General features: G+C 68.4%; 13 protein-coding genes. 6 read left to right on the top strand and 7 right to left on the bottom strand.

From position 1 onward, the window contains the following. Positions 1–12: 12 nt before the first annotated feature. Positions 13–1,530, bottom strand: a complete 1,518-nt coding sequence (locus tag GGR33_RS12225) for a caspase family protein (RefSeq protein ID WP_183505463.1) — start codon at positions 1,528–1,530, stop codon at positions 13–15. Between the two features lie 242 nt (positions 1,531–1,772). On the opposite strand from GGR33_RS12225, the gene GGR33_RS12220 reads away from it, so the two are divergent. Continuing rightward, the gene (locus GGR33_RS12220; RefSeq protein WP_183505462.1) at positions 1,773–2,150 is read left to right on the top strand and encodes a hypothetical protein; all 378 of its coding nucleotides are present in this window, start codon (positions 1,773–1,775) and stop codon (positions 2,148–2,150) included. Between the two features lie 6 nt (positions 2,151–2,156). On the opposite strand, the gene GGR33_RS12215 is transcribed toward GGR33_RS12220, so the two are convergent. Further along, positions 2,157–3,017 carry a DMT family transporter gene (locus tag GGR33_RS12215; RefSeq protein ID WP_284211998.1) on the bottom strand — a complete coding sequence of 287 codons (861 nt, stop codon included), beginning with the start codon at positions 3,015–3,017 and terminating at the stop codon, positions 2,157–2,159. 313 nt (positions 3,018–3,330) lie between these two features. On the opposite strand from GGR33_RS12215, the gene GGR33_RS12210 reads away from it, so the two are divergent. Continuing rightward, on the top strand, positions 3,331–4,740 hold the full coding sequence (locus GGR33_RS12210) for an aminotransferase-like domain-containing protein (RefSeq protein WP_183505458.1): 1,410 nt from the start codon (positions 3,331–3,333) through the stop codon (positions 4,738–4,740). An 18-nt stretch (positions 4,741–4,758) separates the two neighbouring features. Here the strand turns inward: GGR33_RS12210 and thrS are convergent, their stop codons facing one another. After that, complete coding sequence (gene thrS, locus GGR33_RS12205) at positions 4,759–6,786, bottom strand: threonine--tRNA ligase (RefSeq protein WP_183505456.1); 2,028 nt, start codon at positions 6,784–6,786, stop codon at positions 4,759–4,761. 204 nt (positions 6,787–6,990) lie between these two features. On the opposite strand from thrS, the gene GGR33_RS12200 reads away from it, so the two are divergent. Further along, entirely contained in the window at positions 6,991–8,217 is a 1,227-nt protein-coding gene (locus GGR33_RS12200) for an NAD(P)/FAD-dependent oxidoreductase (RefSeq protein WP_183505455.1), read from the top strand. 178 nt (positions 8,218–8,395) lie between these two features. Here the strand turns inward: GGR33_RS12200 and yidD are convergent, their stop codons facing one another. Next, positions 8,396–8,740, bottom strand: coding sequence for a membrane protein insertion efficiency factor YidD (gene yidD / locus GGR33_RS12195; RefSeq protein WP_183506026.1), 345 nt, complete (start codon positions 8,738–8,740; stop codon positions 8,396–8,398). Between the two features lie 21 nt (positions 8,741–8,761). After that, the gene (locus GGR33_RS12190; protein WP_183505453.1) at positions 8,762–9,217 is read right to left on the bottom strand and encodes an iron-sulfur cluster assembly scaffold protein; all 456 of its coding nucleotides are present in this window, start codon (positions 9,215–9,217) and stop codon (positions 8,762–8,764) included. A 243-nt stretch (positions 9,218–9,460) separates the two neighbouring features. Between GGR33_RS12190 and folE the strand changes: the two genes are divergently transcribed. Genes folE through GGR33_RS12175 form a run of 3 tightly spaced genes read left to right on the top strand, consistent with a single transcriptional unit; the run spans position 9,461 to position 11,668 of the window. Beyond that, a complete protein-coding gene (gene folE / locus GGR33_RS12185) occupies positions 9,461–10,186 on the top strand; it encodes a GTP cyclohydrolase I FolE (RefSeq protein WP_484502664.1) in 726 nt (241 codons plus the stop codon). A gap of 28 nt (positions 10,187–10,214) precedes the next feature. Beyond that, positions 10,215–10,628: a phosphoribosyl-AMP cyclohydrolase gene (hisI, locus tag GGR33_RS12180; protein ID WP_183505449.1), complete on the top strand. Its 414-nt coding sequence runs from the start codon at positions 10,215–10,217 to the stop codon at positions 10,626–10,628. Then, positions 10,625–11,668, top strand: a complete 1,044-nt coding sequence (locus tag GGR33_RS12175; RefSeq protein ID WP_183505447.1) for a patatin-like phospholipase family protein — start codon at positions 10,625–10,627, stop codon at positions 11,666–11,668. Before hisI ends, GGR33_RS12175 begins: the two co-directional genes overlap by 4 nt. A 23-nt stretch (positions 11,669–11,691) precedes the next feature. Here the strand turns inward: GGR33_RS12175 and GGR33_RS12170 are convergent, their stop codons facing one another. Together GGR33_RS12170 and GGR33_RS12165 are read right to left on the bottom strand one after the other, a co-directional pair. After that, positions 11,692–12,123 (bottom strand): CBS domain-containing protein, encoded by a 432-nt coding sequence (locus GGR33_RS12170; protein WP_183505445.1) that lies wholly within the window; start codon positions 12,121–12,123, stop codon positions 11,692–11,694. Between the two features lie 214 nt (positions 12,124–12,337). Then, positions 12,338–13,162, bottom strand: coding sequence for a rhomboid family intramembrane serine protease (locus GGR33_RS12165; protein WP_183505443.1), 825 nt, complete (start codon positions 13,160–13,162; stop codon positions 12,338–12,340). Between the last annotated feature and the right edge of the window lie 218 nt (positions 13,163–13,380).

Below are 13,380 nucleotides of genomic sequence, written 5' to 3'. Positions count from 1 at the left end.
CCGAACTTCGACTCAGCGCCGCATGCTGCCGACGAGGTTGCCGACCCCGCCGAGGAAGTTGCCCATCTCGCCGAGCGACGGTCCGCGCTGAGGCGGCGCCTGTTGAGGATACGGCGCCGGCTCGCGCATGGCGCGGGCCTGTGCGGGAGCCGGGCGCTGCGGACGCGGCACGGCCGCCCGCACCGCACGCTCGGCCTGCGGACGCGCGATCGCCTTCTGGTAATCCGTCTCGCTCTGTTCCCACAGGGCGACCTGCTGCGCCTTGGTGAGGAAGCCGGAATCCGGCAGGCCCTTGGTCTTCTGCCAGTTCGTCAGCGCGCGCCGGGTGCCGGGGCCGAAGGTGCCCGAGGTGCCGCCGGGATCGAAGCCGATGGCACGCAGCCGCTGCTGCGCCTCGATCCGATCCTTCACGGACAGGGCGAGCCCCGACTCGGTCTGCGTGGTGCCGGGCTCCTTCAACTCGGCCTCCGACTGGATCGAACGGCCGGCCGGCGCCCCGCGCGCGATCCGGTTGCGGGCGATCTGCGCGAAGTAGCCGTTCGGATGCGCGTCGAGATAGGCCCTGTAATCTTCGGCCGCACCGGAGCGCTCGGCCGACTCCCAGAGCTTGATCTCCAGCGCCTGCGGACCCGCCGCGGCCATGGCCGGGTTGGCGGACGGAACGCCGGGAACCTCCGCCGCGGCGACCTGGACGGCGGCGGCGGGAGCCGGGTTGAGGTAGAATTCCCCGATGATCGAGGTGTTGACCCAGGGCCGTTGACGCTCGCCGGTCGAACGCCAGACGTCCTCGCGGACCCGGTCCATCACCGTGCTGATCGAAACGCCGGGCGTCTCCATGTGCTTGAGGAGCGCGGTGGTGAAGGGACTGTTGTGGCTGCCGGAGCCGTCGAGGGCAGTCTTGCCCGGATCGGTCGCGAACGCGATCATCGTGCCGGCCGCGGAATTTACCGTGATCTCGGAGAGGCCAGAAGCCACCGAGGCCGAGCGCGTCTTGAGCGAGCGCGCGAGTTCCTTGGCGAAGGGATTGTCGCGGCAGGCGTCGAGGATCACGACGTTGACGCGGTCCTCGCGCTGCATCTGCCGGAGGACGAGATTGACGTTCATGGTCTTGAAGTCGAGATCGGCCTCGCTCTTCAGGACGGTGTCGGTGGGCAGGAGGTAGTTGTCGCCCGCCACCGCCACGCCGTGGCCGGCATAGTAGACGAAGGCGACCTTGGCCCCGTCGAGCTTCGAGGCGTACTGGCCGACGAGGCTGCGCATGCCGTCGAGCTTGAGGTCGTAGCCTTCGACCACGTCGAAGCCGATGCGCTTCAGGGCCGCGGCGATGGCTTTGGAATCGGTGAGCGGATTGTCGAGCGCAGGAACGTTCTCGTAGGCGCCGTTGCCGATTACCAGGGCGACCCGGCGGTCGGCCGTGGCGGCCTCGGCCAGCGTCACGCCCATCGCCAGGATCAGGACGGAGGCCCGGGCCATGCCACCCATGAGGGAGCGAGCGGTCAGCCCCCGCCAGCGATCGAATAAGCCCCTCATGCCTCGATGCCCCTCATTTTTCGTGAGCGGGGTCGGCCGCATGAGCCGCACCGCGGTAAAGCGCCGAGACCATCGCGGATGTGTCCGGCCTCGATCAACTGTCCGAGACACTCCTTCCTGGGATTGCGGTAAATTTTTGTAGCAGTGTGGCCCTCCCGCCATCTGTCGAGCGAAAAGCAGAACGGTCGATCACTGCCGAAACAGCAAATGAAGAAAGATTGCGCGTGGCCCGGTTTACCACAATGGCAATCATCGCTGCATGTCTGCTGTCATGGGACCATGCCTATGCGCAGACCGTGACGGATGGATCGGATTCGGTGCTTGGTCTGGACGAGTCGAAAGCCACGATCGCCTTAGTCGGCCAAGGAATGAAGGCCCCCTCCTCCGCCCTCTACTCGCGGCTGAGGCATGGACGGGCCGGCGCGGCGTGCGGTGAGGTCGACGCCACCAATCGGATGGGCACGCATACGGGGCCACGCTCCTTCGTCGCGGACACGAAGGCGGCCTTCGGCGGCATCCTCCCCGATGCGCCGGAGCTGCGCCATCCGTCGAGCATGGCGCAGTATCAGGCGATGCAGCGCACCATCGAGCTCTACCGGACCAACTGCGCGGCGGATTGATGCCCGTCAGGCCAGGCGGCGCGCGCCCGCCACGCAGGCGACGACCGCGGCGGCAGCTGCCAGCATCGCCGGCTCGATCGGCTCGCCGAGAAGCAGGGCCGCGAAGCCGAAGCCGAGGAACGGCTGCAGCAGCTGCAACTGGCCGACCTTGGCGATGCCGCCGCGGGCGAGCGCCCGGTACCAGAACACGAAGCCGATCAGCATGCTGAACAACGAGACGTAGGCGAGGCCGGCCCAAGCCGAGGACGGCGCCGCCAGCGGGGCCGCCGGTATCCAGAGCAGCACGAGCGGCAGGCTCACGGGCAGCGCGAGCAGATCCGCCCAGGCGATCACCTGCCAGCCGCCGAGCCGCCGTGCGAGGCGGCCGCCCTCGGCATAGCCGAGCCCGCAGATCAGGACCGCGGCGAGCATCAGCCCGTCGCCCATCGCGGAGAGGCCGTTGGCGGCACGCGCGGCATACGCGATGGTGACGGCGCTGCCGAGCACCGACAGGATCCAGAAGGCGCGCGAGGGTCGCTCCCCTGCCCTCACCGCACCGAACAGCGCCGTGGCGAGCGGAAGCAATCCGACGAACACCGCCGCATGCGCGGCACCGACATGCCGAAGCGCCAGGGCCGTGAGCAACGGGAAGCCGATCACCACGCCGGACGCCACGATCGCTAGGGATGCGAGATCGCCGCGCTCCGGCCGCTTCTGACGCAAGGCGAGCAGGAGCCCGCCCGCCGCGATGCCGGCGATCGCCGCCCGGGCCGCGGTGAGAAACAACGGGTCGAAGCCGGCGAGCGCGAGGCGGGTCGCCGGCAACGAGATGCTGAAGATCAGGATGCCGACGAGCCCGTCGAGCAGTCCGCTCGGCGCGGACGGGATCGGGGCTGCCGCAGGCTGCGCCGTCGGCGCGCCGACCCCTTGCGCCTGCATCTTACGAGAAGGGCAGGATCAGCGGCAGCGCCAGGGCCAATCCCGCAGCGAGGATCAGGGCATCGGCTGCGTAACGGACGAGCGGCGAGCGGCGAGATGAAACGGTCCGGGTCTGTGACATGGTAATTCCCCTTGGTTGTCTTGGTGACGGGACCATGCCGGTTTCGGCGCTTCCCCGACAGGGACGGTTACAGTACGATTCGACTGAACTGTACGGGACAATGATTGGTACAGTCGCGCGGCTAGAGCGAGGACAGAGGCCATGACGGAGGGCATTATCGAGGCCGGCCACGAGCCCGGCCTGAGCCGCGTCGAGACGGTGATGACGGCCATCGAGCGGCGCATCGAGGGGCGGGCCATGACCGCGGGCACACGGCTGCCCTCCGTGCGCGCCTTCGCCGATACCATGCAGGTCTCGAAATCGACGGTGGTGGAGGCCTATGACCGGCTCCTGGCCCAGGGCTCGATCGTGTCGCGGCCCGGATCGGGATTCTACGTTGCCGCCAAGGCGCAGCCGCTCAGCCTCGCCTCGATCGGCCCACGTCTCGACCGCGAGGTCGATCCCCTCTGGATCGCGCGTCAATCACTGGAGGCGACTGCCGAGATGCTGGTGCCCGGTTGCGGCTGGATGCCGGAGGCCTGGATGCCGGAGGAGAGTATTCGCCGGGCTTTGCGCCAAGTCGCCCGGGATCGTGAGGTCAATCTGACCCGCTACGACACGCCGCTCGGCTATACGCCGTTGCGCCAGCAGCTCGCCCGACGCCTGACGGAGCGCGGCATCCTCGCCCATCCCGAGCAGATCGTCCTGACGGACTCGGCCACCGCGGCACTCGACCTGATCTGCCGGTTCCTCGCCGAGCCGGGCGACACGGTGCTGGTCGACGACCCCTGCTACTTCAACTTCCACGCCCTTTTGCGGGCCTATCGCTTCAAGGTGGTGGGCGTGCCCTTCGGCGTGGGCGGCCCGGATCTCGCGGCGTTCGAGCAGGCCCTCAAGGAGCATAAGCCCCGGTTCTACCTAACAAATTCCGGCCTTCACAACCCGACGGGGGCCTCGCTGACACCGGCCGTCGTGCACCGGGTGCTGCGGCTCGCCGAGGCCCACGACACCGTGATCGTCGAGGACGACATCTACGCCGATTTCGAGGTCGAACCGGGCCCGCGCCTGGCCGGCTTCGACGGCCTCGACCGCGTCGTCCATATCGGCGGCTTCTCGAAGACGCTCTCGGCCGCCGCCCGCATCGGCGTCATCGCGATCCGCTCGGATTGGATCGAGCGCCTCGTCGACCTCAAGCTCGCGGTCAGCGTCGGCAGCGGTCACCTCAACGCGGTCCTGGTCCACCGGCTGCTCACCGATGGCGGCTACCGGCATCACCTCGAGACGATGCGCAACCGCCTCGCCGACATGCGCGGCACCACCCTGAAGCGTCTCGCCACGGCCGGCCTCGGCGTCCCCTACGTGCCCTTGGCCGGCATGTTCCTCTGGGCATGCCTGCCCGACGGCCTCGATGCGGCGGAGATCTCCCGCCGCGCCCTCCGGCGCGGTGTCGTGCTGGCGCCCGGCAACGTCTTCAGCCTCGGCCAGAACGCAGCCGACCACCTGCGCTTCAACGTCGCCCAATGTGCGGATAAGCGGGTCTTCGACGTGCTGGCGGAGGCGATGGAGGGGTAGCACCCTCCATCCCGAAGGCTACGGGGCAGCCACTTCCACGTGCCGCCCGTCGAGCGTCGCGTTCTCGCTCGGGACTGCATCGGCCACAGCTTCCGCCCGGCGGATGTCGGGCGAGGTCGCCTCTTCGACGAAGGCCGCGATGGCGTCCGCGAGCGGCAGGGTCTTGGTGTGCTGGCTGCCGAGGCGGCGGATCGAGACGGTGCGCTCCTCGGCCTCGCGCCGGCCGAGGGCGAGCAGGACCGGCACCTTCGCGAGCGAGTGCTCGCGGACCTTGTAGTTGATCTTCTCGTTGCGCAGGTCGGCTTCGACGCGCAGCCCGGCGCGCGTCAGCGCTCGGATGACGTCGCGGGCGTAGTCGTCGGCCTCGCTGGTGATCGTCGCCACCACCACCTGCACGGGCGAAAGCCAGAGCGGGAAATGACCAGCGAAATGCTCGATCAGAATCCCCGTAAAGCGCTCCATCGAACCGCAGATGGCGCGGTGGACCATCACCGGCGGGATCTTGTTGCTCTCGCCATCGATGTAGAAGGCACCGAACCGCTCCGGCAGGTTGAAGTCGACCTGCGTGGTGCCGCATTGCCAGTCGCGGCCGATGGCGTCGCGCAGCACGTATTCGAATTTCGGCCCATAGAAAGCGCCCTCCCCCGGATTGACCGCCGTGGTGATACGGCCGCCCGATTGCTCCTCGATCTGCGCGAGGACGCGGGTCATGACTTCCTCGGCGTGATCCCAGAGCGCGTCGGAGCCGACGCGCTTTTCCGGACGCGTCGAGAGCTTCACCACGATCCGGTCGAAGCCGAAATCGGCGTAAGTGCTGAGGATCAGGTCGTTGATCTTGAGGCACTCCGCCGCGAGTTGGTCCTCTGTGCAGAACACGTGCGCGTCGTCCTGCGTGAAGCCGCGCACACGCATCAGCCCGTGCATGGCGCCGGACGGCTCGTAGCGGTGCACGACGCCGAACTCGGCCATGCGCAGCGGCAGGTCGCGATACGATTTCAGGCCGTGCTTGAAGATCTGCACGTGGCCCGGGCAGTTCATCGGCTTGAGGGCGAACCAGCGCTTGTCCTCGGCCTCGTCGCCGGCGGATTGGGCCGCGAACATGTTCTCGCGGTACCAGTCCCAGTGTCCGCTCGTCTCCCATAGCGCCTTGTCGAGGATCTGCGGGGCGTTGACCTCGGCATAGTCGCCCTTCAGGCGTCGGCGCATATAGGCGATCAGCTCCTGGAAGATCGTCCAGCCCTTGGCGTGCCAGAACACGACGCCGGGCCCCTCCTCCTGGAAGTGGAAGAGGTCCATCTCGCGGCCCAGGCGGCGATGGTCGCGGCGCTCGGCCTCTTCCAGGCGGTGGAGATAGGCGTCGAGATCCTCCTTGGTGGCCCAGGCGGTACCGTAGATGCGCGTCAGCATCGGGTTGTTGGAATCACCCCGCCAATAGGCGCCAGCAACCTTCATCAGCTTGAAAGCGGTGCCGACCTTGCCCGTCGAGGTCATGTGCGGGCCGCGACAAAGGTCGAACCACTCGCCCTGGCGATAGATCTTGAGGTCCTCACCCGGAGGGATCGCATCCACCAGCTCGACCTTGTAGGCCTCGCCCTTCTCCGCGAAGAGGGCGCGCACGTCGTCGCGCTTCCAGACCTCCCGCGTGAACGGCGCGTCGCGCCCGATGATCTCGCGCATCTTGGCTTCGATCTTCGGGAAGTCCTCGGGCGTAAACGGCTCGTTCTTGGCGAAGTCGTAATAGAAGCCGTTCTCGATCACCGGCCCGATGGTGACCTGCGTGCCCGGCCAGAGCGCCTGCACGGCCTCGGCCAGCACGTGCGCACAATCGTGGCGGATCAGCTCCAGCGCGCGCGGGTCGTCGCGGCCCAGGAACTCGATGGCGGCATCCCGTTCGATCGTGTCGTCGAGATCGTGGACCGTGCCGTCCAGCGCCATGGCGACGGTGCGCTTGGCCAGCGACTTGGCGATGCCTTCGACCACGGCACGGCCGGTCACGGCAGCGTCAAAGGCGCGCGTATTGCCATCGGGAAATGTCAGGATGGGCATTTTTCTTCGTTTCCTTGCTCACTCCTGCAAACGAGGCAGGTAAGCGGGGGCGGGAGGCTCGCGTCGAAGCGCGGCGGCGCGGTTTAGACCGATTTGGTCGCCGAGGAAAACGCCTTGGGGGCGACGCCGCAACGGCGGCCCTCGGGCGGGACGCCGGCCATCCGATCGTGCGAGAAGCGAGCAATCTCCCTCGAGCGGTAGGACATGGGCCGGAAACTGGATCTCGACACCGGAACGCCGGTCTGGTCGGCCTACCGCGCGCCTCATGTTCAAGCCGCCCCGCTGACCAGAGACGTCGCCTGCGACGTCCTCGTGGTCGGCCTCGGGATCAGCGGTGCGATGGTTGCCGAGGCACTGACGGCGCAGGGCCTGTCCGTCATCGGCGTCGATCGTCGCGGCCCGATGTGCGGCTCGACCCGCAGCACCACGGCGCTCGTCCAGTTCGAGATCGACGAACCCATCACCAGTCTGAGCGGCAAGATCGGGCAGGCGAAGGCCGAGCAGGCTTGGCGCCGATCGCGATTGGCCGTGACCAATCTGCGCGGGCGGATCGAGCAGCTCGGGATCGCCTGCCGACCGGAGACGCGCTCCTCGCTCTTCATCGCGGGGAACGTCCTCGGTGCCGGCATGCTAAGAGAAGAAGCTCAAGCACGCGCCGCAGCCGGCCTGCGCGCCACCTATCTGACCGCGTTGGCGCTGAAAGAAGACTTCGGCATCGATCGGGCCGGCGCGATCCTCAGCGACAATAATCTGGCGCTCGACCCGCTCAAGCTGACCGCCGGATTCCTGCGCGTAGCCGCCCGTCGCAAGGCCCGCTTCTACGCACCCGTCGAAGTCACGCGCCTGGTCCATCACGCGAGCGATGTGGTCGCCGAGACCCGGCAGGGGCGAACGATCACGGCCGGACACGTGGTGCTGGCCACGGGCTATGAGCTAATGGACGTCGCCCCCTCCGACACCCACTCGATCATCTCGACCTACGTGATTGCGACGAAACCGCAAAAGGCGTCGCTGTGGCCTGGCGCGGCCTTCATCTGGGAGGCCTCGGACCCGTATCTCTACATGCGCGCCACCCATGACGGGCGGGTCATCTGTGGCGGTGAAGACGAGGAGTTCCAAGACGAGGATCGGCGCGACGCCCTGATCCCGGCCAAGACGGAGCGGCTTGCCAAGAAGCTGAAACAGCTCTTTCCGCAGCTTGACACGAAGCCGGACTTCGCCTGGGCCGGAAGCTTCGGGAGCACGACGACGGGCCTGCCGTCGATCGGGCCGCTGCCGGGCAGGCCGCGCGTCTTTGCCGTGCAGGGCTACGGCGGAAACGGCATCACCTTCTCCCAAATCGCGTCGGAGCTCGTCGCAACGACGATCGCGGGCGGCCGGGACACCGATGCCGAGCTGTTCGCCTTCGGACGGAAGGACAGCACTGCATGACCTTCACCCGGCCGGAACGGGGAAGGAGCATCGTATCGCTCCAGCTGCTCGTCGGCTCGCTCTTCCTTGGCGCTTTGGCGGCCTGCCGGACCGCCGAGACGCTGCCTGCGGAAAAGATCTGCGAGACGAGAACGCCCGCTTCCTTCGGCGTCTTGGTTCCGACCTCCTGCCACTCTCGTCAGGTCGAAGAGCCGCCCCGCGCCCGCTCGTCGACGGCGTCGCAGCGAAACGGAGAAGGCGGCGGCCCCTGAACACCCCGCCAGCGGCCGTAGCGCCAGGGAAGCCACCAGCGCGCCCGCTCGGCGAGGTTGTCAGGCACGAGATCGATGCCATTCGTCCCGAACGGTCCACAACGGCAGATCCTCGAAAACCCCATCCAGCCGCCGGCCCAGATCCCGTGCCGAGCGATCGCCGTGTCCGCGTATTCGGAGCAGGAGGGCCAGTGCCGGCACTGGCGGCCGATCAGGCTCGAGAGCGTGAGCTGGTAGGCGCGGATCGCGTAATGGGCGGCTCGGCGCAGGATCATCGACACCCCCGCGCCACCCTACTCGGCGGCCTGGGGAGCCTTGCGGGCCGCGATCTGGTCGAGGGCGTTCACGACCGCGTCGAAGGTGAGCAGCGTCGAGGCGTGGCGCGCGCGGAAGTCCCGCACCGGCTCCAGCACGGCGAGGTCGGCCCATTTGCCATCCGGCGGCGGTCCGTTCTCCTTGAGCATGGCGCGCATCCGCTCGCGGATCTGCCGCAGCTCGTCCGCGCTAGCGCCCACCACATGCCGCGCCATCAGCGAGGACGAGGCCTGGCCCAGCGCGCAGGCTTTCACCTCGTGCGCGAAGTCGGTGACGACGGCACCGGCCTCGTCGGTCAGGAGATCCACCGTCACCGTCGAGCCGCAGAGCTTCGAATGGGCGCTCGCGCTCGCATCGGGCGCGTCGAGCCGGCCGAGCCGCGGAATGTCGGCGGCGAGTTCGAGAATACGGCGATTGTAGATGTCGTCGAGCATAGAACTCTGCCGGAAACCCGATCCGCGTGATGTGCATTGCGCGAACGCCCCATAACGCCGATATAGGCTCGGAGCCGCCGTTCCGCGAGGACGGCCCGTCGTTTCAGGTCGTGCCCCGGCCGGCGTCGCCGGATCAAGAGGGGCACCGGCATCTGGATCGAGGGATGCCGGCGGGACCCGACGATGTACGCGAAGCCCGACAGCACTACGATGAAGACCCGTGTCGCGCGGGCGGGAGATGCCATGGATGCCGCGCTCAAATCCCTGTCCTACGGCATGAGCGAAGAGAACCGGCGCCAGGATGCGGCAGCCTTGATGCGTAACGACAACGACGCCCAGGCCGACATCGCGCCGATCCCGGATTCGGCGCAACGCGTCCCGAACGAGATCGCGCTTGGCCGCCCGAGCCGCCAGGAAGCCGAGGCCGCCGTGCGCACTCTGCTGCGCTGGGCCGGCGACGACCCGACCCGCGAGGGCCTGATCGACACGCCGGCGCGGGTCGCCAAGGCCTACGAACAGCTCTTCTCCGGCTACAAGGTCGACGCGGACGTGCTGCTCGAGCGGGTCTTCGAGGAGGTCGAGGGCTATTCCGACGTCGTGCTGGTGCGCGACATCCCGTTCTACTCGCATTGCGAGCACCACATGGTGCCGTTCATGGGTCTGGCGCACGTCGCCTATTACCCGTCGAAGGGCGTCGTCGGCCTGTCGAAGCTCGCCCGCGTGGTCGACGTCTTCGCCAAGCGCCTGCAGACGCAGGAGACCATGACGGCGCAGATCGCCGACACCATCGAGTCGATCCTCAAGCCCCGCGGTTGCGCCGTGATGATCGAAGCCGAGCATCTCTGCATGGCCATGCGCGGCGTACAGAAGGCCGGCGTATCGACGATCACCACCCAGTTCCGCGGCGTCTACAAGGACGATGCGTCGGAGCAGGTCCGCTTCCTGACGCTCGTGCGCAACAAGCCCTAGTGCCGAAGCTCTTCGCGCCGACACGCACATGACCAAGGACTTCGAGGCGCCGGGAACGCGGGCCGAGATCGAGGAAGGCGACGTTCTGATGCCGCGCTTCGGCGCGGACGGACTCGTCGCCTGCATCGCGGTGGATGCGCATGACGGCGCCGTCCTCATGCTCGCCCACATGAACGCTGAATCGCTGGCGCGCACCATCGAGACCGGCGAGGCCTGGTACTGGTCCCGCTCGCGCCGCGAACTCTGGCACAAGGGCGCCACCTCCGGACAGATCCAGCGCGTCGTCGAGATGCGGGTCGATTGCGACCAGGACGCCGTGCTGATCCGGGTCGAGGTCGGCGGCGATGGCAGCTGCTGTCATACCGGACGCCGCTCCTGCTTCTACCGCAGCGTCGCGCTCGGTTCAGGGACCGGGGCTCGCCTCGTCTCGTCCGAACGGTGAGTCCGCGCGCCGCCCGTCAGCTCGAGAGTTTTCCCGAAGGGGCCGTCGAGCCCGTCGAAGCGCCGCTTCGGCGCGCGCCGCGGATCGGCCTGGCTCTGGGCGGGGGATCGGCGCGCGGCTGGGCGCATATCGGCGTCATCGAGGCGCTGCAGGATGCCGGCATCTCCCCCGAGGTCGTCGCCGGCTGCTCGATCGGCGCGGTGGTCGGGGGTGCCTATGCGGCGGGCAAGCTCGATAAGCTAAAGGGGTTCGCCACCTCTCTGACCAAACGCGGCGTCATGGGGCTCGCCGATCTGAAGTTGACCGGGTCCGGGCTGATCGGCGGCGAGCGCCTCGCCCGCCGACTCGTCGAGGAACTCGGCGGCCAGCGGATCGAGGCGCTGCCGGTCGCCTTCGCCTGCGTCGCTACCGAGCTCGGGACCGGCCACGAGGTCTGGCTGACCAATGGACCGCTGGTCGAGTCGATCCGCGCCTCCTACGCCATCCCCGGCCTGTTCCCTCCGGTCTCGCTCGACACCCGCCTGCTGATGGACGGCACGCTGGTCAATCCGGTCCCGGTGCGGCTTGCCCGCGAACTCGGCGCCGACGTCGTGATCTGCGTCAACCTCGCCTGCGACCCCCGGGTCCGCGGCTCCCTGGTCTGGCACGAGGCTCCGCCGGCCGGGGAGGAGGATCTCGAAGGGCAGATCGAGCAGGCGGTCGAGGCGCGCAGCCGCTGGGCGCTGCTGCGCGGCGCCGGACTGCGCATCGTCGGGCGTCGCCCCGCGCGCGACGGCGCCATCGCGAAGGCCGTCGACAAGACGGGCGCGCCCGGTGCGGCCCGCGTCATGTTCGACGCGTTCAATATTACGCAGGACCGTATCTCGCGGGCACGCCTCGCCTCGGACCCGCCGGACGTGATGGTCTCCCCCCGGCTCGCCGCCATGGGACTGTTCGAGTTCCACCGCGCGGCCGAAGGCATCGCGCTCGGCCGAGAGGCGGCACGGGCAGCGCTGCCGGAGATCCGCCGGATGGTCGAGGGAGCGGCCGCGCGGGTCTGATCCGGTGCGGCCGCCTGGCCCGTTCAGGCCATCGTGATGTAGTCGCGCATCGCCTGGTGTTCGGCTTCGACGGCCGCGATGCGCCGCTTCACCACGTCACCGATGGAGACGACGCCGGTGAGCTGCCCGTCCTCCACCACCGGCAGATGGCGGAAACGGCCCTCGGTCATCACCTGCATCACTTCCTCGATGGTGGTGGAGCGGGTGCAGGTCGTGACCTTCGCGGTCATGTAGCGGGAGACCGGGGCGTCGAAGGCGGCAGCGCCCGCCTCGGCGAGGGCCCGCATCACGTCGCGCTCGGACAGGATGCCGATCACCTTCCCCTGATCGTCGCTGACGACCACCGCACCGATGCGCTTCTCGGCGAGCAGGTGGATCGCCTCGTCCATCGTACGGTTCGGGGCCACCGTCGCGACGGTGGTGCCCTTCTCGGCAAGAATACGTGCAACGGTCATCGTTTGCTGTCCTCCCAGGACGCGCCGTCAGCCCGCGGCGCTGTGAAGGTTTTCCGGGCCGGGTTGGTCGCGGCTCTCGACTCAATACTGTGGCGCTCGCCTCGACATGGCAAGCGTGCTCGACCGGGCAAGGTTTCCCGATTGCCGAAAAGACCGGGACGTCGGTGGAGATGTCACCGCATGCTTCGGACGAGGCGCGATCGTCGCGCCCGCGTCATCCCTGTTCCGGCTGGCGGCGCGGCTCCAGCAGCGGCAGCAGGAAGAATCCGACGAGGAACCCGCCGAGATGGGCGTCCCAGGCGATCGGGCCGTCACCGGCGCCGAGCGGCAGCGAGATCAGGCCGAACAGCAGGTTGGTGGCGAGCCAGATCACCAGGAACAGCACCGCGCTCCGGTTGCGCATGAGCTCGGGGATCGTCTCCAGCCGCGGCGGAGGCGCGATCTGCCAGGCCATGGCCGGGCGATAGGCCGGTGGCCGCTGGAATACGAACCGGGCAGCCGCAGCCATCAGCGCCGCGATGCCGGCCGAGGCTCCGACGAGCGGCATCGCGCTCAAGGGATCGATCAGAAGGTGAAGCACGGCGCCCGCCACGATGCCGGCCAGGGCCAGCACGCCGTAACGCCACGGCCCGTAGCGGCGCGCCACAGGGGAGCCGAAGGCGGCGAGCCAGACCACGTTGAAGATCACATGCGTCCACGAACCGTGCAGAAGCCCGTAGCTGGCGAAGGTCCAGGGCATCGGCGCGGCTTCCGCGACCAGCGCCCGCGCGAAATCCTGCCGGGCCGCGGCGGTGGCCGGGTCGCCCACGCCCTCGCCCGCCGCCTGCACGATGGCCTGCGCCTTGGCGGGATCGAAGGCCACCGTCCAGCGCGCCGGGATGAAGGACAGGTCGATCAGCGCCTGGACGTCCCATACGTCCGGCAGCAACTGCCGCAGCGCGTGGATGACGACGAGCACCGCGATCGAGGCGGTTACGATGCCCGGCAGGTTGAAGACGGGCACGCGCTGCCGGGGCGGAAGATCGGGGGAGGCATCCATGCCGCCACCATGTCGGGGCTTGCCGGCTCGCCGCAAGTGGCCGGCGGGTCAGCGTGTCGACGAGGCGTATGGCGCAAAAGAAAAAAGGGGAGAGCGTTACCGCCCTCCCCTCAAAAAAGGAGATCATACCTCGTCCGCGGGGCGGCGCGCCGGAGCGCGCCAGGGCCTCGTATCGAGAAGGTCCGAGTCCTCAAGTTTCACATCGCAAGCTGTGGATC

This window comes from Methylobacterium brachythecii (assembly GCF_014196345.1).
Taxonomy (GTDB): Bacteria; Pseudomonadota; Alphaproteobacteria; order Rhizobiales; family Beijerinckiaceae; genus Methylobacterium; species Methylobacterium brachythecii.
This window is presented reverse-complemented; position numbering and strand designations above follow the sequence as displayed.